This is a genomic window from Flavobacterium sp. CS20 (assembly GCF_018080005.1).
Taxonomy (GTDB): domain Bacteria; phylum Bacteroidota; class Bacteroidia; order Flavobacteriales; family Flavobacteriaceae; genus Psychroflexus.
Genome location: NZ_CP073015.1, coordinates 462,396 through 481,889 on the forward strand (window position 1 = coordinate 462,396; position 19,494 = coordinate 481,889).

At 32.7% G+C, this 19,494-nt stretch carries 21 protein-coding genes and 2 pseudogenes; 10 read left to right on the forward strand and 13 right to left on the reverse strand.

Going from position 1 to position 19,494, the window contains the following annotated elements; genetic code table 11:
* The first annotated feature begins 59 nt into the window (after positions 1 to 59).
* On the forward strand, positions 60 to 377 hold the full coding sequence (locus tag IGB25_RS02255) for an NAD(P)H-hydrate dehydratase (RefSeq protein ID WP_211065987.1): 318 nt from the start codon (positions 60 to 62) through the stop codon (positions 375 to 377).
* On the opposite strand, the gene IGB25_RS02260 is transcribed toward IGB25_RS02255, so the two are convergent.
* Entirely contained in the window at positions 369 to 1,100 is a 732-nt protein-coding gene (locus IGB25_RS02260; protein WP_211065988.1) for a peptidylprolyl isomerase, read from the reverse strand. The two genes, IGB25_RS02255 and IGB25_RS02260, sit on opposite strands and share 9 nt — an antisense overlap.
* Here IGB25_RS02260 and IGB25_RS02265 point away from each other — a divergent pair.
* Entirely contained in the window at positions 1,088 to 1,732 is a 645-nt protein-coding gene (locus IGB25_RS02265) for a CoA pyrophosphatase (protein ID WP_211065989.1), read from the forward strand. The genes IGB25_RS02260 and IGB25_RS02265 overlap by 13 nt on opposite strands.
* Here the strand turns inward: IGB25_RS02265 and IGB25_RS02270 are convergent.
* The 9 genes from IGB25_RS02270 to gpmI all read right to left on the reverse strand — a co-directional run bounded on the left by IGB25_RS02270 (position 1,725) and on the right by gpmI (position 10,255).
* The gene (locus tag IGB25_RS02270) at positions 1,725 to 2,885 is read right to left on the reverse strand and encodes a lycopene cyclase family protein (RefSeq protein ID WP_211065990.1); all 1,161 of its coding nucleotides are present in this window, start codon (positions 2,883 to 2,885) and stop codon (positions 1,725 to 1,727) included. The genes IGB25_RS02265 and IGB25_RS02270 overlap by 8 nt on opposite strands.
* 315 nt (positions 2,886 to 3,200) lie before the next feature.
* On the reverse strand, positions 3,201 to 3,653 hold the full coding sequence (locus IGB25_RS02275) for a sterol desaturase family protein (RefSeq protein ID WP_211066816.1): 453 nt from the start codon (positions 3,651 to 3,653) through the stop codon (positions 3,201 to 3,203).
* Positions 3,654 to 3,656: 3 nt separating this feature from the next.
* Positions 3,657 to 4,496 carry a phytoene/squalene synthase family protein gene (locus IGB25_RS02280; protein WP_211065991.1) on the reverse strand — a complete coding sequence of 280 codons (840 nt, stop codon included), beginning with the start codon at positions 4,494 to 4,496 and terminating at the stop codon, positions 3,657 to 3,659.
* A gap of 2 nt (positions 4,497 to 4,498) precedes the next feature.
* The gene (locus IGB25_RS02285) at positions 4,499 to 5,962 is read right to left on the reverse strand and encodes an NAD(P)/FAD-dependent oxidoreductase (protein ID WP_211065992.1); all 1,464 of its coding nucleotides are present in this window, start codon (positions 5,960 to 5,962) and stop codon (positions 4,499 to 4,501) included.
* Positions 5,955 to 6,863 (reverse strand): MerR family transcriptional regulator, encoded by a 909-nt coding sequence (locus IGB25_RS02290; protein ID WP_211065993.1) that lies wholly within the window; start codon positions 6,861 to 6,863, stop codon positions 5,955 to 5,957. The genes IGB25_RS02285 and IGB25_RS02290 overlap by 8 nt, the downstream gene beginning before the upstream one ends.
* A 103-nt stretch (positions 6,864 to 6,966) precedes the next feature.
* Entirely contained in the window at positions 6,967 to 7,773 is an 807-nt protein-coding gene (gene map, locus IGB25_RS02295) for a type I methionyl aminopeptidase (protein ID WP_211065994.1), read from the reverse strand.
* 15 nt (positions 7,774 to 7,788) lie between these two features.
* On the reverse strand, positions 7,789 to 8,202 hold the full coding sequence (locus tag IGB25_RS02300; protein WP_211065995.1) for a BT0820 family HAD-type phosphatase: 414 nt from the start codon (positions 8,200 to 8,202) through the stop codon (positions 7,789 to 7,791).
* 8 nt (positions 8,203 to 8,210) lie between these two features.
* Positions 8,211 to 8,726, reverse strand: a complete 516-nt coding sequence (locus tag IGB25_RS02305; protein ID WP_211065996.1) for a thioredoxin family protein — start codon at positions 8,724 to 8,726, stop codon at positions 8,211 to 8,213.
* Between the two features lie 11 nt (positions 8,727 to 8,737).
* Positions 8,738 to 10,255, reverse strand: coding sequence for a 2,3-bisphosphoglycerate-independent phosphoglycerate mutase (gene gpmI, locus IGB25_RS02310; protein ID WP_211065997.1), 1,518 nt, complete (start codon positions 10,253 to 10,255; stop codon positions 8,738 to 8,740).
* Between the two features lie 144 nt (positions 10,256 to 10,399).
* Here gpmI and IGB25_RS15355 point away from each other — a divergent pair.
* The 8 genes and pseudogenes from IGB25_RS15355 to IGB25_RS02340 form a co-directional block, all read left to right on the forward strand.
* A pseudogene (locus IGB25_RS15355) lies at positions 10,400 to 11,272 on the forward strand (phosphoenolpyruvate carboxylase); the annotation flags it as partial.
* 36 nt (positions 11,273 to 11,308) lie between these two features.
* On the forward strand, positions 11,309 to 12,910 hold the full coding sequence (locus IGB25_RS15360; RefSeq protein ID WP_371815967.1) for a phosphoenolpyruvate carboxylase: 1,602 nt from the start codon (positions 11,309 to 11,311) through the stop codon (positions 12,908 to 12,910).
* Positions 12,911 to 13,018: 108 nt separating this feature from the next.
* Positions 13,019 to 14,086: a class II fructose-bisphosphate aldolase gene (gene fbaA, locus IGB25_RS02320; RefSeq protein WP_211065998.1), complete on the forward strand. Its 1,068-nt coding sequence runs from the start codon at positions 13,019 to 13,021 to the stop codon at positions 14,084 to 14,086.
* 70 nt (positions 14,087 to 14,156) lie between these two features.
* Positions 14,157 to 15,014, forward strand: coding sequence for an acetyl-CoA carboxylase, carboxyltransferase subunit beta (accD, locus tag IGB25_RS02325; RefSeq protein WP_211066817.1), 858 nt, complete (start codon positions 14,157 to 14,159; stop codon positions 15,012 to 15,014).
* An 80-nt stretch (positions 15,015 to 15,094) separates the two neighbouring features.
* Positions 15,095 to 15,514 carry a VOC family protein gene (locus tag IGB25_RS02330; RefSeq protein WP_211065999.1) on the forward strand — a complete coding sequence of 140 codons (420 nt, stop codon included), beginning with the start codon at positions 15,095 to 15,097 and terminating at the stop codon, positions 15,512 to 15,514.
* Between the two features lie 3 nt (positions 15,515 to 15,517).
* A complete protein-coding gene (locus tag IGB25_RS15365) occupies positions 15,518 to 16,096 on the forward strand; it encodes an AI-2E family transporter (RefSeq protein WP_371815930.1) in 579 nt (192 codons plus the stop codon).
* Positions 16,075 to 16,647 (forward strand): AI-2E family transporter, encoded by a 573-nt coding sequence (locus IGB25_RS15370; protein ID WP_371815968.1) that lies wholly within the window; start codon positions 16,075 to 16,077, stop codon positions 16,645 to 16,647. The genes IGB25_RS15365 and IGB25_RS15370 overlap by 22 nt, the downstream gene beginning before the upstream one ends.
* On the forward strand, positions 16,628 to 17,017 hold the full coding sequence (locus tag IGB25_RS02340; RefSeq protein ID WP_211066000.1) for a YkvA family protein: 390 nt from the start codon (positions 16,628 to 16,630) through the stop codon (positions 17,015 to 17,017). The genes IGB25_RS15370 and IGB25_RS02340 overlap by 20 nt, the downstream gene beginning before the upstream one ends.
* 13 nt (positions 17,018 to 17,030) lie before the next feature.
* Here the strand turns inward: IGB25_RS02340 and IGB25_RS02345 are convergent, their stop codons facing one another.
* The 3 genes and pseudogenes from IGB25_RS02345 to IGB25_RS15380 form a co-directional block, all read right to left on the reverse strand.
* Positions 17,031 to 17,921, reverse strand: coding sequence for a bifunctional 5,10-methylenetetrahydrofolate dehydrogenase/5,10-methenyltetrahydrofolate cyclohydrolase (locus IGB25_RS02345; protein ID WP_211066001.1), 891 nt, complete (start codon positions 17,919 to 17,921; stop codon positions 17,031 to 17,033).
* Between the two features lie 238 nt (positions 17,922 to 18,159).
* Positions 18,160 to 18,657, reverse strand: a complete 498-nt coding sequence (locus tag IGB25_RS15375; protein ID WP_371815969.1) for a hypothetical protein — start codon at positions 18,655 to 18,657, stop codon at positions 18,160 to 18,162.
* 6 nt (positions 18,658 to 18,663) lie between these two features.
* Positions 18,664 to 19,487, reverse strand: a pseudogene (locus tag IGB25_RS15380) (signal recognition particle protein); the annotation flags it as partial.
* Positions 19,488 to 19,494: the final 7 nt, after the last annotated feature.

The window sequence follows — 19,494 nt, forward strand, 5'->3', positions numbered from 1 at the left end:
ACCCTGGGACACCCAAAATGAAGTCAAAAATATCGTAACCAATACGCTTTGAGCAAGTTATGAAATTTAAGATTTTAAATTGTCGAAAACAGGATGCTTATACTTTTATCTTTGATGCTAAAAATATATACATCAATTCAACAGGCAATGCAGGCATGGCAACTGCGGGAAGTGGCGATACGCTTTCTGGAATTATTTCTGGATTGTTGGCACAAGGCTATTCATCAGTTGATGCTTCTATTTTAGGGGTTTATCTGCATGGCAAAGCGGCAGATTTATATGTTGAAAAGTATGACATGCAAACTTTGACAGCCTCTGATATTATTGATTATCTAAAGCACGCATTTGGCAGTTTGAAGTCTTCATTTTTATCTTAAAACATTCACGTCCATTTGAATATTTTTTATAGGCCATTCGCTTGCGTCGGCTTCAACTTGTGAAATTTTTTCAACCACATCCATACCTTCTATAACCCGACCAAACACCGTAAATTCTTTATCGAGATGATGTGCTCCGTCTTTTTTTACTACAATATAAAATTCAAATGGAGACGAAGCATTGCTTACTTTTTGGCTTGTGGGTTTCGCCATACCAACAAATCCATATTTGTTTTTGTGTAGTGGGTTGTATTCATTAGGAATTAAATAATCACCTATTTTGGCTCTTAGTTTTTGGGTGCTTGGCTTATCACTATTGCCACCTTGAACAACAAAACCACTATCTACTCGGTGGAAAAATGTGTCGTCAAAATAACCCAATTTTGTCAATCGAATAAAATTAACGCGATGTAATCTTTCAGCGACAAAGAGTTGAATTTTAAAATCACCGAAACGGGTTTTGACTTCAACTATCGTTTCAGGATTTTTTATTTCATAACTTTTGAGATAGTTCTCAAGGGTTTCCTGAGTTAAAGTTTTGATGTGAGAAACATCTACATCATTTTCGCCACCAGCTGGAATTTTGACTTTAGGAATCTTATCTTTGTTTTCAACTTTTGTGTTTTGAGATTTTGAATCTGGTTTTGATTTTGAATCATTTTTACAAGCTACAATAGTTGTAATAATTAAAATAACGAATACAAATCGATATGCAGTTTTCATATATTGAACAATTTTTTCCAAAAATAAAGAAAATAGATTTACCAGGAGAAAAAGCTCAAGCCCTAATGGCTCCAGAGTCTAGAAAAATTTCTTTGACTCAAAAATACGATTTTTTAAATGCTAATCGAGCTGGAGTATTAATACTTTTTTTTCCTGATAGTGCTGATGATGTCAATTTTGTGCTTATATTAAGAAAAACTTACAAAGGTGTGCATTCAAATCAGGTGGCTTTGCCAGGTGGCAGGTATGAAAATGAAGATAGAAATCTGATTCAGACAGCTCTCAGAGAAACCGAAGAAGAGGTTGGAGTTGCATCTTCGTCTGTAGAAGTTATTAGACCTATGACCGAATTATATATTCCGCCTTCAAATTTTTTAGTCAAACCGACTTTAGCAAAAATTGATTATCAACCAGTTTTCACTAAGCAAGAGTCTGAAGTTGAAAAAATTATTCCTGTAAAATTGAAAGATTTTATATTGCCTTCTTGTATTAAGACGCGTTCTATTCAAACCAGCCATAATAAAGAAAAACAAGTTCCAATTTTTGATCTTAATGGTCACGTTGTTTGGGGTGCTACTGCAATGATGTTGAGCGAGTTGCGTGAAATTTTAAAGCAACTGCAACTCATTTGATTTGAAAGCCTTGAAAAGCATGTTTAACAAAGGCTTTGATAAAGTAAAATGAAGTTATGCTAAACATGATTTTTAATTCTTGAGGAAAATGGCTTTGTTCGTCTAGAAATTGAAAGATATCTTTGATGTTATTGCGTTTGTACATTTTATAAAATAGCTTTTCTCCAAAATGATTGTGATGATATAAAACATCTAGAAACAACTTATCGTAATGTTTAAAACGTTTTTTATATAAATTATGATGTGGTGTATTACCGACTTTTATGTTTTCTATTATTTTTTTAGCCATACGTTCAGCGTTTTTAAATGAATAGCCCGTAGAGGATTTTACCCAACCGCCTGAAGTGCCAATTTTAGTGATTTGATTTGTATGATTTTTATAAAAAGGATAACTTGTCATGGGAATGATGCCTTGCTCCATTTCGTGAATATCAAAAGATTTAACCTTTAAAACATCTTTTAAATAGGCTTTGATGTACTTTTTGTAAACTTCATCTTCAACTAATTTTGGCGAAAAAAAAGTTGATTCTACTAAAGCTTGATTTTGACTAAAAGGCAAAACATAAATAAAACTCGTTTCATTATTTTTAGATAGGTTATAATCCATCATACAAAATTGTTCAGGATTAAAAATTTTATTTTCAGTTTCTACAAACCAACCTTTGAAATGCTGAAGAATATTGACGCTATTTTCAGGTTTATAGTTTTCAGGTAGCCGACTATCAAAAACATGTTTGGCTTGAAAGCTGTTTTTTTTGCATTTGATATCAACCAAACTGGATTTGTTTTCTAACTCAATGACTTCATCATCAATCAAATGTATATTTTCAGATTGATCGATAAGGTGTTTGGCATGTTTGTAAAAATCAATTGATCTTAGCATTTTATAAGAATATTCTTCTAAATCAAAATCGATTTTTTTATTACAAGCTATAACATAGCCTGATTTCCATGATTTATATATAATCTTATCATATAAGCCTTGACCAGTTTCCCAAAAGCACCATGTTTTATCATTTTTTGGATTTGATTTCTTTTCAATTATACCAATTGATTTAGATTTAAAAAAATCATCTTTCAACATGGCTAAAGCCAATTGAAGTCCAGAAGCACCAGCTCCAATAATGATATAATGAAATGTGTTTAAAGACATAAAACGATATAAAAAACAATAACTGAACTACATGATATGATAGCTGATCACCTTTAGATTTTATTCCTGTAACTGCAAAGTGAAATCAAAGGCTAAAATAAATCAATTGATGTTATTTTGAATAGGAATAGGAGATAATTCAAAATTCCAAAGGTCAAATCGTGGGGCGATTGGGGTTAAAATAAATTCAAGACCAAATATCAATATACTGGCAGTGAGAGAATATTCAAAGAAATTTATAAATGATATTTTTAATTGGAGTTCAAATTTAGTTGTCTTTTTAAGATTAGTTTTTGTAATCTTATGGCATATAATTCACTTTTGATTTTTAAAAAAACGCATAGGTGGTAGCAACATACCAAAACATTCGCCATCTTCTTTGCTTAGGTGTTTATGGTGTATTTTGTGTGCTCTTCTTATGGCTTTGGCATACCAATTATTAGCATTTCTAAAAATTTTAAACCTTTGGTGTATAAAAATATCATGCACCAAAAAGTAAGTAGCACCGTATGCAGTTATCCCTAAAGCTATGGGTAATCCAAACCAATAGCCTATATAATCTAAATAAAAAAAGACCATACTCACAATGGCATAGAATATAAAAAAGAAGTCGTTTCTCTCCCACCAACTTTTATGATCTTTCAAGTGGTGATCTTTGTGCAGTGACCATAAAAAACCATGCATGACATATTTATGACTAAACCAAGCCATAAATTCCATAAAACAAAAAGTAGCCAAAAAAATCAGTATAGAATATATTATAGTCATCATTTAAATTAAGTTTAATCTACAGGATATAAAAGATTGTGCTAATAGAGCAAATTTTTGATAATCATTTACACGTATTCTTTTAGATTTTATTTGTAAAGAAGGTGTTTTTTTAAGTTTATAGAGTAATTTTAGGTAGTAAATATAAGCAGTATAAACTCCAAATTTAGCTTCAATAGGGAGTTTTGAAATACCTCTTAAACCCGCTTTGAAGTCTTCTTCAATTTCTGTAATTATTCTCATTTTAGCATCTTCTTCTAACTTATCTAAATTGACATTAGGAAAATAAGTACGGTTTAAATCTTCAATATCAGCTTTGAGGTCTCTCAAGAAATTTACTTTTTGAAATGCTGATCCTAATTTTTTAGCATCGTGTTTTAGTTCGTTATAAAGTTGGTCATCACCTTTTACAAATACTTTTAAACACATCAGACCAACAACGTCTGCACTGCCATAAATATATTGTTCGTATTCTTCTACGGAGTTATAATTTGATTTATATAAATCTTTTCGCATACTACTCATAAATGCTTCATAAAGTTGAGGTGGAATATCGTATTTATGAACGGTTTTTTGAAATGAATTGAGAATAGGATTTAAACTGATTTTGTGTTCAATCGCTATATAAAGTTGTTTTTCAAATTCGTTAAATAAAAAAGCTTTGTCATAATCGTGAAAGGTGTCTACAATTTCGTCAGCAAATCTTACAAAACCATAAATATTGTAAATATCTTGACGAATTGATGGTGCAAGGAGTTTTGTAGCTGTTGAAAATGATGTGCTATAAGATTCAGTAACTTTTTTGCTACAATATTTAGCGATATTATCAAAAATTAATTTCATAGTTAATTATATTTCGTTATTAATTCTGAGACCAGTTTTCCTGAAATTAAAGCAGGCGGCACTCCTGGACTAAGAACAGTGAGTTGACCTGTAAAATACAAATTGTTCACCTTTTTACTTTTTAGTTTTGGTCTTAAAAAAGCAGTTTGAAGCAATGTATTTGCCATTCCATAAGCATTGCCTTTGTATGAATTATAATCTTTTATAAAATCAGAAACACAGAATGATTTTTTAAATATAATGTTTTTCTTCACGTTTTGATTGGTTAACTTTTCAAACCTTGTGATGATTTTAAGAAAATATTCATCTCTTAAGCTTTCAGAGTCTTCAATACCTGTAGCGAGAGGAATTAAAAAGAAACCATTCTCACAACCAACAGGTGCGGTTTGTGGGTCTGTTAATGAAGTGAAATTAGCATAAAACAATGGTTGATCAGACCATTTTGGAGTTTTATATATATCGTTGGCGTGTTGATCAAAGTCAACATCAAAAAACAAATTGTGATGATGTATATTTTTTAATTTTTTATTAAAACCCACATAAAAGAGTAGAGAAGAAGGTGCAAATGTTTTTTTGCTCCAGTAGTTTTCAGAATATTGTCTGAAGTTTGGATCCAAAAGTGTTTCGGTATGGTGGTAATCAGCACCTGACAAAACTATATCTGTGGTTATGTTTTCACCATTTACTTTTAAGCTTTCAATTTGTTTATTTGAATTTATATGAATGTGTTCAACATTTGCATTTGTTTTGAAATTAACACCAAGTGATATTGCTAGATTTTTGATGGCTTCTACAACTGAAAACATACCACCTTTGGGATGCCATGTTCCCAATCCAAAATCTGCATAATTCATAAAACTGTAAAATGAAGGCGTATCTTTTGGTCTTGCACCAAGAAATAGTACTGGAAATTTGAGAATTTGTTTGAGTTTAGGATTTTTAAAATTTTTTTCTACGTCTTTGTCTATATTACCAAAAAACTGACCTAACTTAGAAATTGTTTCAGTGGTTACTAATTCTAAAGGTGATTCACCAGGTTTGTAAACCATTTTTTTTATGGCAATGTCATAATTAGAACGGGCTTTATCTATAAACGATTTAAGTTTTTTAGCACCATTATCTTCTAAATCATCAAAAGTTTTGTAAAGATCATTGAGGTTGTCAGCAACTTTAAAAACATCGTTTTGCCCAAAAAAAACTTGATAGCCTGGATTGAGTTTGTCGAGTTGATAAAAGTCTTGTGGTTTGGTATTAAAATCTGAAAAAAATCGCTCAAAAACATCGGGCATCCAATACCAAGATGGTCCCATATCAAAGGTAAATCCTTTATGTTTGAGTTGACGAGCTCTGCCTCCAATGCTGTCGTTTTTTTCTAAAATATTGACCTTGAAACCTGCTTTAGCAAGGTAACACGAGGCTGAAAGAGATGAAAATCCTGAGCCGATAATGTGAACTGTTTTATTCATTTTTAAGATTGAGAGTCAGCTGGTTAATATTTTTAAAAGCCTTGACATGTTGAGGGAATTTATAATGGTTTTCAAGCATTTCATTAACTTTTCTTCCTAATAGCCAATATTGACATTTATCTTTTGTGGAAATATGCTTTGTAAACCTTTCTATATAATCTTCAACATTATCGGGTTTTACTGTTAGATAAGACACAAAAATAGGGTTATCAAATAGCTTTAAAAAGTAAGATAAATCTTCCATTGGTAAACTTTGACCTAAAAAAATCACCTTATAGCCATGTAACAATAATTCATAATTTGTGTAAAATAAACCTATGTCATGAATTTCTTCTTCGGGCAAAAAAAGGACAAATACTTTATCTGTTTTAGAAGGTTTTTCAAATTGCAGTTTTTCTATATTGAAAAAGAGTTTTTGTTTTATTAAAGTTGAAATAAACTGTTCGTGTGCAGGAGTAATTGTTCCAATCTGCCATAGATAACCAATTTCTTCAAGCAAGGGAACAAAAACATCGTTATATATTTCTCTAAAGGTATTGTTTTCGAGTAAACCATCATAAGTTTTTAAAAATACTGATTGATCAAAATTCATCATGGCAACTTTAAAAGACTTGACGGCTCTGTTATAATTGCTTTTACTTGTAGTGATACGTTGTACTAAATCTTTAATATCTAATTCAGACATTTTTGAGATACGAGATATTTTATACCCATTTTCATTTAGAAAAGCAATGTTTAATATCTTTTGAAGACCATTGATATTGTAAGTTCTGATGTTGGTATCGGTTCTTTTTGGCTCTAAAACTTTGTAGCGTTTTTCCCACATACGGATAGTGTGAGCTTTGATGCCACTTAAAGATTCTAAGTCCTTAATACTGAAATTTTGTTTAATATTTTCCATGCTATAAATTAACAAAACAAAAATAAATAATAAATATATATTTTGTTTAAAAAAACAAGTTAAATATTAAACACTTATTTTAACAATTGTTAACTTTAGGAAGTTATTCAAATTTAAATGGTTTTTCTTCATCAGAAGAAATTCCTAAAGCTTCATAGACGAAGTCAAAAGTAGAAAGTAATTTGGGTTTGCCGTCAATAAGGGCAACATCATGCTCAAAGTGAGCACTTGGCAAACCGTCAGCAGTTATTATAGTCCAACCGTCTTTAAGTTGTATAACCCGTCTATAACCGAGATTTATCATAGGTTCAATAGCCACAGTCATTCCATTTTTAAATTTTTTACCACGTCCTCTTTTACCATAATTGGGCATTTCGGGATCTTCGTGCATTTTTTTGCCTAATCCGTGACCGACCAGTTCTCTAACGACGCCGTAGCCGTGATCTTCAGCATGTTTTTGAATAGCATAACCTACATCACCGATGCGTTTACCATATCTAAATTCGGCTATGCCTTTATAGAGGCTTTCTTTGGTAACTTTAAGTAAGTTTTTTATTTCGGGTTTGACTTCTCCAACTTCAAAAGTGTATGCATGATCACCATAGAAGCCATTTTTTTTTGCACCACAATCTATTGAAATAATATCGCCGTCATTAAGGGGTTTATTGTTTGGTATCCCATGAACAACTTGTTCATTAGGGCTCATACACAATGTGTTAGGAAAGTCGTATAATCCTAAAAAACCAGGTGTTGCGTTATGGTCTCTTATAAATTCATCTGCGAGTTTGTCTAATTTTAAAGTAGATATTCCAGGTTTGATTTCTTTGGCAAGCATACCTAATGTTTTTGAAACAATTAAAGCACTTTCTTGCATTAGGGCGATTTCTTCTGTTGACTTAAGTTTGATCATTGCTGAATGTGTGATTTATTTTATAAAGAATTTACTTAAAAAACCCTTCTTTGGTTTTTCTGTTTCTATTTTTTCTTTTGTAATAGTTTGGTAGATTTCTCCCCAACTAAGCATACCGCCAATATTTCTGTCATCAATAAAAATATCAGCATCTATTTTTCTACTCATTTTTTCTATGTTGAATTCTTCTTCGGGATAACTTTTATTGACCGCGTAAAATTCTATGCCATAAGATTCACAAAATTCTATAGCTTCATTTAGTCTTTTTCCATAGCGAAATGTCCATAATACCAAAAGATAGCCATCCTCTTGAAGTTTTTTTAGGGTTTCAAAAGCAAAGATTTTTGGCTTTCCAATATCTGGATATTTGTTTTCTACTATTGTACCATCAAAGTCAATAGCTATTTTTGGTTTACGCGTTGAGAACATATATATATTTATTGTTGATAGCTGTGCTTATAGGGTTTTTTTGCCAAAATATTTATGAAATCTTTTTCAAGACTTTCTTGAGCATATTCTACAAATCTATTAATTTCTTTGTCATCTTGATATACTATAATGGTTGGCACGTTGGTAATATTTAATTGTTTTTGTCTTTTTTTAGAAACATTAGGGACTTTTTTTTCTGGACCAACGCCTACGAGCTTAAGGTTATCAAAATCAAATTCACTTGCTTCTAAAATTTTAATGAGTCTAGGCACTTCTCTTTGGCTATCAGAACACCAAGTGCCAAAATAGACTTCAATTTTATAGTCATTCTTGGCAAGAAGTTTTTTTATTTGTTTGATGTGTTTTGGTGAAGGTTCATAGCTGTTGTAGTTTTTATTAAACCAAGATTTGTGTCTTGAATTTAAAATTTCATTTTTATTAGTTTGACCAATAATATTTGATTCTTGTGCTAAAGCCACATTGAACAATAGCAACAAATTAATGATACTTAGGTATAATTTCATCGGATAGTGTTTTAATTAATTAAAGCGTTTTGTGTCATTTCTTTAGGCTTGTTGATGCCCATAAGTTTTAGTATGGTTGGTGCTATATCACCCAGAATACCAGATTTTATTGATTTAATTTCGTTATCGACCAAAATTAAAGGAACAGGATTGGTGGTATGAGCTGTATTAGGAGAACCGTCTGGATTTATCATGGTTTCGCTATTGCCATGATCGGCAATTATTATCACGGTATAATTCTGATCTTGTGCTGTTTGTACAAGTTCATTCATGCAAGTGTCAACCGTTTCGCATGCTTTTACTGCGGCTTCAAAAACGCCAGTATGTCCAACCATGTCAGGATTTGCAAAATTGATGCACATGAAGTCTGCTGAATTATTTTCAATTTCAACCAATATTTTGTCTTTGAGTTCGTAAGCACTCATCTCGGGTTGCAAATCATAAGTTGCTACTTTTGGTGAATTGACCATGATGCGTTTTTCACCTTTAAAAGCTTCTTCTCGTCCACCTGAAAAGAAAAATGTGACATGTGGATATTTTTCGGTTTCAGCTGCTCTAAGTTGGGTTTTGCCTTCTTTTTCTAAAACTTCACCTATGGTATTTTTAATGTTGTCTTTTGTATAAATTACATTTATGTTTTTAAAAGTATCATCATATTTAGTCATGGTGTAATATTTCAGATTGAGTTTTTTCATGCCATACTCTGGGAAGTCTTGTTGTGATAGGGCTGAAGTGAGTTGTCTGCCACGATCGGTTCTAAAATTAAAAAAGATTACAACATCATCATTTTCTAAACACGCCACAGGTTGATTGTTTTGACATACTACTATTGGTTTTATGAATTCGTCAGTGATGTTGTTATCATAGCTTTCTGAAATTGCATTGACGGGTTTTTCCGTTTTTTTACCCTTTCCATTTACAATTAAATCATAGGCTTGCTTGATGCGTTCCCAACGCTTATCTCTGTCCATAGCATAATATCGACCTATAATGCTTGCCAACTGTGAATTGTGATGTTTTAAAAAATCATTCAAATCTTTTATAAAGCCTTTTCCCGATTTTGGGTCAACATCACGACCATCTGTAAAGGCGTGAACATAGCTTTTCTTTACCCCAAAGTCATCAGCTGTCTTTACCAACCCTTTGAGATGATTGATATGAGAATGAACGCCACCATCACTCACTAAACCAAGAAAATGAACAGATTTATGGTGTTTTTTGGCATATTCAAAAGCTTCTTTGATAGGTGCTTGGTCTTTAAGTGTATCTTTTTCAACGGCCATATTTATCTTGACTAAATCTTGATATACAATTCTGCCAGCTCCTAAATTCATGTGTCCCACTTCAGAATTACCCATTTGACCTTCGGGTAAACCTACATTCATGCCATCAGTTCTAAGCGTTGCAGTTGGATATGTTTTTTTTAAATGATCTATACAAGGTGTGTTAGCGACATCAACTGCAGAAACTTTTTTATCTGGTGCATTTCCCCATCCGTCTAATATGGTCAAAATTACTTTTTTATTCATTTTTTGTGATTTTAGAGTTCAAATTTAAATACTATATTTTAAAACAAGGCTTAATATTTATCGAAATAATTTTATTTTAAAACTCATGCCTAATATTTTGATAAACCTGTTTTAATTCATTAGTTTAGCTATCAAAAAAAAAATATGTTATCAGAAGAGCGTTATGAGTTATTTAGACAAATTATCACAAACAAATATAGTGTTTACAATAGTTTGTTTTTGAATTTACCACACAAACATTCTACTTACACAGGAATATACATCCCTTTGCTTCGCAAGTTAAGTCAAGAAGGTTTTGATAATTCAAAATCGCCAGTTGAAATTATTGAAGAATTTATAGGTAGTCATACCGATATAAAATCTACTGAAGAAAAATTTGATTTATTATTTCGTATTGTTCAATATATTGAGCGTCAGGTGGTTTTGTTTGATTGTGTTGAAGATCTTGCTTTTTTAGAATTTCAACGTCCTCAAATTGGGACTTATCTCAAGGCAGAAAATCAATATTATGAGAGTTTAAAAGAACATTTAAAGTCATTTAGCACACGCTTAGTATTTACAGCTCATCCCACTCAATTTTATCCTAACGAAGTGCAAATTATCATGTATGAAATGCGACAAGCTATTCAGAAAAATGACATCACTGCTATTGACAAATTACTAAATCAACTGTCTTACACTCCTTTTGTGAAACGAGAAAAGCCAACGCCTTTTGATGAAGCCGAAAGTATTATTTATCATATGCGTTATGTGTATTATCAAACTATAGGCAAGTTGTATCACCAAATATTTAAAAATTTGGAAGTTCAACCAGACTTTAATCCTCATCTCATTGAACTTGGTTTTTGACCTGGTGGTGATCGTGATGGAAATCCTTTTGTCAAGTTTGATACCACAAGAAAAGTGGCTCAATTGTTGAGAAATACAATTATGAAATGTTACTATAACCATGTAAAAGATCTAAGAAAAAAATTAACTTTCAAAGGCGTGGTTGAAATTACCGAAACTCTAAAACAAAGACTTTATAAACAAATTTTTCAAGATGAAGTTTGTATTACCGACAAGGAGATTTTAGAAAGTTTGTACCAAATCAAATCTTTATTGAAAGAACGATACAAAGATTTTTTTGTTGAAGAAGTCAATGATATTATTGGTAGAGTCCATTTATTTGGGAATCATTTTGCAACATTAGATATAAGGCAAGACAGTAGCAAACATACAGAAGCTATACAAGAAATATTTAAAAAGGAGTTTGATTTAGACTACAACACCTTATCTAACCAAGAAAAAATTAATTATCTAACAAAAAAATCATTAAGGCTCAATGCTGATGATTATGAAGATGAAATCATAATTGATACCATTAAAAATGTATATCAAATTAAAGATATACAAGCCGAAAATGGCGAAAGAGCACTTCATCGCTACATTATTTCAAATTCTGAAAGTATATTTGATGTACTTCACGTTTATGCTCTTTTTAAATATTGTGGATACCAAGACGAAGACATCAAAATAGATATTGTACCGCTTTTTGAAACTATGGTTGGCATGAACAATTCACAGGATGTCATGCGTGAGCTTTACGAGCTACCTATTTATAAAACGCACCTTGAAAAAAGAAATAATGAACAAACCATTATGTTGGGCTTTTCTGACGGAACCAAAGATGGTGGCTATTTAAAAGCGAATTGGGAAATTTTGCAAACCAAAGAACGCCTTACAAAAGTAACAAAGGCACACAATTATAAAGTTGTCTTTTTTGACGGTAGAGGTGGTCCACCTGCAAGAGGTGGCGGTAAAACTCATCAATTTTATCTTGCTCAAGGCGACGATGTGTCAAATGACAAAATACAACTTACCATTCAAGGTCAAACCATAACAAGTATATATGGCACGCACGAACATGCAAGCTACAATATTGAACAACTCTTGCTCGCTGGTGCTAAACCTTTTAATAAATCTGTAAAACTAAATCAGCACTACAAAGATTTAATTTCAGATTTGGCAAATAAAAGTTATGAAAAATATACTTCACTTAAAAATGATAAAAACTTTGTACCTTACCTTGAAAAAATGACCACCTTAAAATATTATGGCGCAACAAATATTGGAAGCAGACCCTCTAAAAGAAACGCAAAATCAACATTAGATTTTTCTGATTTAAGAGCTATACCATTTGTTGGATCTTGGAGTACAATTAGACAAAATGTACCGGGCTACTACGGTTTAGGAACTGCTTTAGAAACCTTTGCCGATAAACCTGAAGTAATTCAAGACTTGTATGACAACTCAGCGTTTTTCAGAACGCTTATCAACAATAGTATGATGAGTATGAAAAAATCATATTTTCCATTAACTCAATATATGAAAAACGATAAGGTTTTTGGCAATTTTTGGAAAGACCTAAGAGCTGAATATGAGTTGTCAAAAAAATGGGCTTTGAAGTTAACTGGCGTGAAATATTTAATGGACAATGAAAAAATAACCCGTAAATCTATCAGTGCTCGCGAAAATATCGTTTTACCACTTTTATCTATTCAGCAATATGCTTTGCAAATGATTCAGCAAAATCACCCTGAAAAAGATAAATTTGAAAAACTTGTTATCAGATGTTTGTTTGGTAATATAAATGCCAGTCGAAATTCTGCTTGATAAACTGTTTTTAAATAAATTTTGGATTTTATGATATCTAAAATATATCAACATGAATTCATTTTTCTTTAATAAATTACTAATTTTACAATTCAAAATAAAAAAACTATGAGTCATAATATTAAACCAGGCGTTGCTACTGGAAAAGAAGTTCAAGATATTTTTAATCACGCAAAAGCTAATGGCTACGCCTTGCCAGGTGTGAATGTGGTTGGTTCTAACACTATTAATGGCGTTTTAGAAACCGCAAGAGAACTCAATTCACCAGTGATTATCCAATTCTCAAATGGTGGTGCCCAATTTAATGCAGGCAAAGGCTTGTCTAATGAAAATCAAAGAGCGGCAGTTCTTGGTGCAACTACGGGTGCAAAACACGTTCACGATTTAGCTGAAGCCTACGGTGCTACAGTTATTATGCATACAGACCATTGTGCTAAAAAATTATTGCCATGGATTGATGGTATGTTAGACGAAGGTGAAAAGTTTTACAAAATTCACGGAAAACCTTTGTTTAGCTCTCATATGATTGATTTATCTGAAGAACCCATTAAAGAAAATATAGAAACCTGCAAAACATACCTTGAACGTATGAGCAAAATGGGTATGACCTTAGAAATAGAACTCGGCGTAACTGGTGGCGAAGAAGATGGCGTAGATAATTCAGATGTGGATTCGTCAAAGCTTTATACACAACCTGAAGAAGTGGCTTATGCTTATGAAGAATTGAGTAAAGTGAGCGATCAATTTACTATAGCAGCAGCTTTTGGTAACGTTCACGGTGTTTACAAACCAGGAAATGTCAAGTTGACACCAAAAATACTTAAAAACTCTCAAGAATACATTTCTGAAAAATATGGTGTAGAGCACAATCATATCGATTTTGTTTTTCACGGCGGTAGTGGTTCAACTGTTGAAGAAATAAGAGAAGGCATCAGCTATGGTGTTGTCAAAATGAACATAGACACTGATTTGCAATATGCATTTATGAAAGGCATTAGAGATTATATGAAAACCAATGCCGATTACTTGTCATCTCAAATTGGCAATCCTGAAGGTGATGACGCACCCAACAAAAAATATTATGACCCAAGAAAATGGTTACGCGAAGCTGAAATCACTTTCAAAGAGAGGTTAAAAAAAGCCTTTGAAGATCTTAATAATGTCAATGTTTTATAGTTTTTTGCTATAAATTAAAACTCAAACTCTATTGATAAATAGTATAGAAATTCCATCTAATAACAATAATATGGCTTGGTTTAAAAGAAAGAAAAAAGGCATACAAACCGCAACCGAAGATAAAAAAGACGTTCCTAAAGGTTTATGGTACAAAACCCCAACAGGCAAAGTTATTGACTCTGACCAACTGGCAAAAAATTATTACGTCAGCCCAGAAGATGGTTACCATGTAAGAATAGGGAGTAAAGAGTATTTTGAAATACTTTTTGATGATGGTAATTTTAAAGAATTGTATAAAAATTTAGCCTCAAAAGATCCATTAAATTTTGAAGACACTAAAAAGTATAGTGTTCGTATCAAAGAAGTTCAAAAGAAAACTGGGCTGAAAGATGCTATAAGAACAGCAGTAGGCGAGTCTAAAGGCAAAAAAATAATTGTCTGTGCTATGGATTTTAAATTTATTGGTGGTTCAATGGGATCAGTTGTCGGTGAAAAAATTGCACGTTCAGTCGATTATGCTATCAGGAACAAACTCCCACTCGTTATCATCTCAAAATCTGGTGGTGCCAGAATGATGGAAGCGGGTTTGTCACTTATGCAGTTAGCAAAAACATCTGCAAAGCTCGGTCAATTGGCTAAAGCCAAATTACCTTATATTTCGCTCTGTACCGATCCAACAACTGGTGGTACTACAGCATCTTTTGCTATGCTGGGTGATATTAATATTTCAGAACCAGGGGCTTTAATTGGTTTTGCTGAAGCACGAGTTGTAAGAGATACCACGGGAAAAGATTTACCAGAAGGTTTTCAAACCGCAGAATTTGTCAAAGAACACGGATTTTTAGATTTTATTACAGAACGTAAACATTTGAAAGATAAAATAAATTTGTATATTGATTTAATTCAAAATCAGAAGGTTAGAAAATGATTTGTAAATTTTAAACTCAAGTCTGATTTTCAATTTTATTTTTTAAGAATTATGTTTAAATTGGCTATTTAAAATTAAATATGCCAAACTCAGCTTTTCACCTTGCCATTCCTGTTCATAATTTGGAGCAGAGCAGAAAATTTTACAGTCAAATTTTAGGATTTGAAGAAGGTAGAAGTAGTGATAAGTGGGTTGATTTTAATTGCTATGGTCATCAACTCGTCATTCATGAAGTTAAAGAATATTCACCTCAAAACCATTTTAACCCCGTTGATAATCACCATGTGCCAGTGCCACATTTTGGCGTTGTGTTACTATGGAAAGCCTTTTGGGATTTGTCTCAAAGACTTAAAGCTTTAAAAATCAAATTTCAAATTGAACCTTACATTAGATTTGAAGGTCAAACGGGCGAACAAGCCACTATGTTTTTTTATGATCCTTCGGGAAATGCTTTAGAGTTTAAAGCTTTTCAAAACCCCGATCAACTTTTTAAATCTTAAATGATGAAAACCATACCACCGAGAATTATTAGGCAATTATTTTTGTTGACCGTTATTATTATTTTGGCGATTATTATTTACAATAATATTTTGCCTTATATTTCAGGCGTTTTAGGTGCTATCACCTTTTTTGTGATCAGCCGTAAGTTGATGAAAAAACTCAATGATAAAGGTTGGCTAAAAAGCCTCTCAGCTGGACTCATCATTGTTAGCTCTTTCTTTTTAATTCTTATCCCATTGGCTGGGGTTGTTATTATGCTGTCTTCAAAAATCGGTGGAGCCATAAAAAATTCAGAAAAATTTGTGATTGCCATCAAGTCACAACTATCACAACTTGAGCAATATATAGGCTATAACATATCTCAAGATTTAGATACTTCAGGCATAGCTTCATTTATTTCTAAAAACGCCCAAAACTTTGCACTCGGTACTTTTGATGCATTTATTTCTGTCAGTATCATGTATTTTTTATTGTATTATATGTTAGTCAATCAAGAGCGACTTAAAATTTCGTTACAGAGCTATATTCCTGTTGGCAAAAGAATCTCACAACCATTGCCATTGAAGCCACAAAAAAAGTAAAAGCCAATGCTATTGGCATCCCATTAGTTGCACTCATACAAGGAGTTGTGGCTCTAATTGGATATTTGATTTTTGGCGTTCCTGATCCGTTTTTTTGGTTTGCAGTAACGGCTATAGGTTCAGTTATTCCTTTTGTAGGCACGGCAATAGGATTTATTCCCGTTACCGTTATTTTGTTATCTCAAGGCATGACATTAGAAGCCATTGGTGTATTGGCTTATGGTTTTATTGTGGTGGGTTCAAGTGATAACTTGGTTAGACTTTATGTGCTAAAACGTATGGCTAACGAACATCCTCTAATTACTCTAATAGGCGTTATTGTTGGTATTCCTGTTTTTGGATTTTTAGGCTTGGTTTTTGGTCCTTTGATGATATCGTTATTCCTTATTATTGTTGTAATTTATAAAAAAGAATATGCCGATGATGAAAACCAAACTGAATATCAAGCTGAAACAAGCTTAGAAGAAAAACAGAGGGTAAAAATTGATGAAAAACAAAATGATAATGAAGATGAAATAAAAGATAAAACAGATGAAAAAGACAAAGCATAAACCTCATATTGATAAAGATTTTGTGTCTGAAAATGCAAAACAGATAGACAAAGATGATTTAAATAAAATTCATCGAAAACGCAAACGTCTGCAAAAAATACTCAATCTTAAAGTTTTTGCACAACATAGGCAAAAATTCAAATTACTCATAGAAATTCTTCAGCAGTATAAAAAAGGAACATACAAAAAAATACCCTGGCGTTCTGTAGCATCAATAACCTTTACACTGCTTTATGTGATTAACCCTTTTGATATTGTTCCAGATGTTTTGCCTGTTATAGGTTTTGTTGATGATATTAGTGTTTTTATGGCTTTAATGCGTTTGATTGACGAAGACATCAATGATTTTGAAAGTTGGAAGTCAACATAAATTATGTAGAGTGTTAATCTTTTAACTTTGACTTATGTAGTTCTTTAGCTAATAAGGTGTTTTTAAGTAGCATTGCAATAGTCATTGGTCCAACACCACCTGGAACGGGTGTAATAAATGAAGCTTTTTTAGATACATTGTCAAAATCAACATCGCCAGTAATACGATAACCTTTTTTACGAGAATCATCAGGAACACGTGTAATACCAACATCAATAACAACCGCATCATCTTTAACCATTTCGGCTTTTAGGAAATTTGGAATACCCAAAGCGGTAATAATAATATCTGCTTGTGATGTGATTTGGGTAATATTTTTAGTATGGCTATGTGTGAGCGTTACCGTTGAATTACCAGGAAATCCATTTCTGCCCATCAAAATGCTCATAGGTCGTCCAACAATATGGCTACGACCAATTACAACGGTATGTTTACCATTTGTTTCTACACCATAACGCTCTATGAGTTCTAAAATTCCAAAAGGCGTTGCGGGTATAAATGTTGTCATATCCAAAGCCATTTTTCCGAAATTTGTGGGGTGAAAACCGTCAACATCTTTATCTGGATCTACTTGCATCAAAACTTTTTGAGTGTTGATTTGCTTAGGCAAAGGCAGTTGAATAATATAGCCATCAATATCATCGTCATTATTGAGTGTTTTGATTTTATCTAAAAGCTCAATTTCACTGGTAGTGCTTGGCATTTTAATCAATGTTGACTCAAAACCCACTTGTTCACAAGATTTCACTTTACTGCCGACATAAGTCAAACTCGCACCGTCATTCCCCACCAAAACAGCGGCCAAATGTGGCACTTTTTCGCCATGTTCTTTCATTTTATCGACTTCAAGTTTGATTTCATCCTTAATGTCTTGACTGGTTTTTTTGCCGTCTAGTATAGTCATTTTATTAGCTTTTTAGTCTTCAGATTTCAGTGTTCAGTATTCAGTTTTTAGTATTCAGTATTCAGTTTTTAGTATTTAGTATTCAGTATTCAGTATTCAGTATTCAGTATTCAGTATTCAGTATTCAGTATTCAGTATTCAGTTTATTATAAACTTATATACTACAACTGCGACTGCCAACTGCCGACTGCCAACTGCCATCTGTTCACTGCCAACTGCTCACTGCCCACTGAAAACACTACTTCATCTGACTCATCATTTGCATCAATTTTTTGCCACCGCCACCTTGCATCATTTTCATCATTTTGCTCATTTGCCCAAATTGTTTTAACAGCTGGTTAACTTCATTAATACTTGTTCCTGAACCTTTTGCAATTCTTCGTTTTCTACTGGTATTGAATATTTTAGGATTTTGACGTTCCTCTGGTGTCATAGAATTGATAATAGCTTCAATACCTTTAAAAGCATCATCATCAATATCAACATTTTTCATCATTTTGCCAGCTCCTGGAATCATACCCATAAGGTCTTTCATGTTCCCCATTTTCTTGACCTGTTGAATTTGCTTCAGAAAATCGTCAAAACCAAACTTATTTTTAGCAATTTTCTTTTGTATTTTGCGAGCTTCTTCTTCATCGTATTGTTCTTGAGCACGTTCAACTAAGGAAACCACATCACCCATACCGAGAATTCTATCGGCCATTCGCGAAGGATGAAAAACATCAATGGCTTCCATTTTCTCGCCTGTACCAATAAATTTCAAAGGTTTATCTACCACGGATTTGATAGAAATAGTCGCACCACCGCGAGTATCACCATCTAACTTGGTTAACACTACACCGTCATAATCCAGCACATCATTAAAGGCTTTTGCTGTATTTACAGCATCTTGACCTGTCATGGCATCGACCACAAAAAGTGTTTCGTTAGGTTTTACAGTATTGTGAATACTTGAGATTTCTTTCATCAATACTTCGTCAATTGCCAGACGACCAGCGGTATCGATAATGACCACATCAAAACCATTGGCTTTAGCATGTGCTATGGCTCGTTCAGAAATTTTAACTGGATTTTTTTCTTCTTTATCAGAAAAGACTTCAACACCAATTTGTTCGCCAACGACATGAAGTTGGTCAATTCTGCAGGTCTGTAAACATCTCCAGCAACTAATAAAGGATTTTTAGCTTTTTTGGTTTTTAGAAAATTGGCCAGTTTTCCAGAAAATGTAGTTTTACCACTACCTTGTAGCCCAGCCATTAAGATTACGCTTGGGTTGCTTGATAAATCTATACCTTCAGCATCGCCACCCATAAGTTCGGTCAACTCATCTTTGACGATTTTGACCATAAGTTCGCCAGGCTTTAAGGTTTTTAAAACATTTTGCCCTAAAGCTTTTTCCTTAACGGTGTTGGTAAAATTTTTAGCAATCTTGAAGTTGACATCGGCATCGACCAAGGCACGTCTTACTTCTTTTAACGTCTCAGCAACATTGACTTCTGTAATCTGCCCGTGACCTTTGAGCAGATGTAAGGCATTATCTAACTTATCGCTTAAATTATCAAACATAGTTTTT

Coding starts and splice junctions, on each gene's coding strand:
- IGB25_RS02330 (WP_211065999.1), top strand. CDS start 15,095: ATGCCAAACTCAGCTTTTCACCTTGCCATTCCTGTTCATAATTTGGAG.
- IGB25_RS02270 (WP_211065990.1), bottom strand. CDS start 2,885: ATGTCTTTAAACACATTTCATTATATCATTATTGGAGCTGGTGCTTCT.
- IGB25_RS02290 (WP_211065993.1), bottom strand. CDS start 6,863: ATGGAAAATATTAAACAAAATTTCAGTATTAAGGACTTAGAATCTTTA.
- IGB25_RS02275 (WP_211066816.1), bottom strand. CDS start 3,653: ATGACTATAATATATTCTATACTGATTTTTTTGGCTACTTTTTGTTTT.
- IGB25_RS15365 (WP_371815930.1), top strand. CDS start 15,518: ATGAAAACCATACCACCGAGAATTATTAGGCAATTATTTTTGTTGACC.
- gpmI (WP_211065997.1), bottom strand. CDS start 10,255: ATGAATAAAAAAGTAATTTTGACCATATTAGACGGATGGGGAAATGCA.
- IGB25_RS02280 (WP_211065991.1), bottom strand. CDS start 4,496: ATGAAATTAATTTTTGATAATATCGCTAAATATTGTAGCAAAAAAGTT.
- IGB25_RS02285 (WP_211065992.1), bottom strand. CDS start 5,962: ATGAATAAAACAGTTCACATTATCGGCTCAGGATTTTCATCTCTTTCA.
- map (WP_211065994.1), bottom strand. CDS start 7,773: ATGATCAAACTTAAGTCAACAGAAGAAATCGCCCTAATGCAAGAAAGT.
- IGB25_RS02255 (WP_211065987.1), top strand. CDS start 60: ATGAAATTTAAGATTTTAAATTGTCGAAAACAGGATGCTTATACTTTT.
- fbaA (WP_211065998.1), top strand. CDS start 13,019: ATGAGTCATAATATTAAACCAGGCGTTGCTACTGGAAAAGAAGTTCAA.
- IGB25_RS02260 (WP_211065988.1), bottom strand. CDS start 1,100: ATGAAAACTGCATATCGATTTGTATTCGTTATTTTAATTATTACAACT.
- IGB25_RS15375 (WP_371815969.1), bottom strand. CDS start 18,657: ATGGAAGCCATTGATGTTTTTCATCCTTCGCGAATGGCCGATAGAATT.
- IGB25_RS02345 (WP_211066001.1), bottom strand. CDS start 17,921: ATGACTATACTAGACGGCAAAAAAACCAGTCAAGACATTAAGGATGAA.
- accD (WP_211066817.1), top strand. CDS start 14,157: ATGGCTTGGTTTAAAAGAAAGAAAAAAGGCATACAAACCGCAACCGAA.
- IGB25_RS02265 (WP_211065989.1), top strand. CDS start 1,088: ATGCAGTTTTCATATATTGAACAATTTTTTCCAAAAATAAAGAAAATA.
- IGB25_RS02340 (WP_211066000.1), top strand. CDS start 16,628: ATGAAAAAGACAAAGCATAAACCTCATATTGATAAAGATTTTGTGTCT.
- IGB25_RS02305 (WP_211065996.1), bottom strand. CDS start 8,726: ATGAAATTATACCTAAGTATCATTAATTTGTTGCTATTGTTCAATGTG.
- IGB25_RS02300 (WP_211065995.1), bottom strand. CDS start 8,202: ATGTTCTCAACGCGTAAACCAAAAATAGCTATTGACTTTGATGGTACA.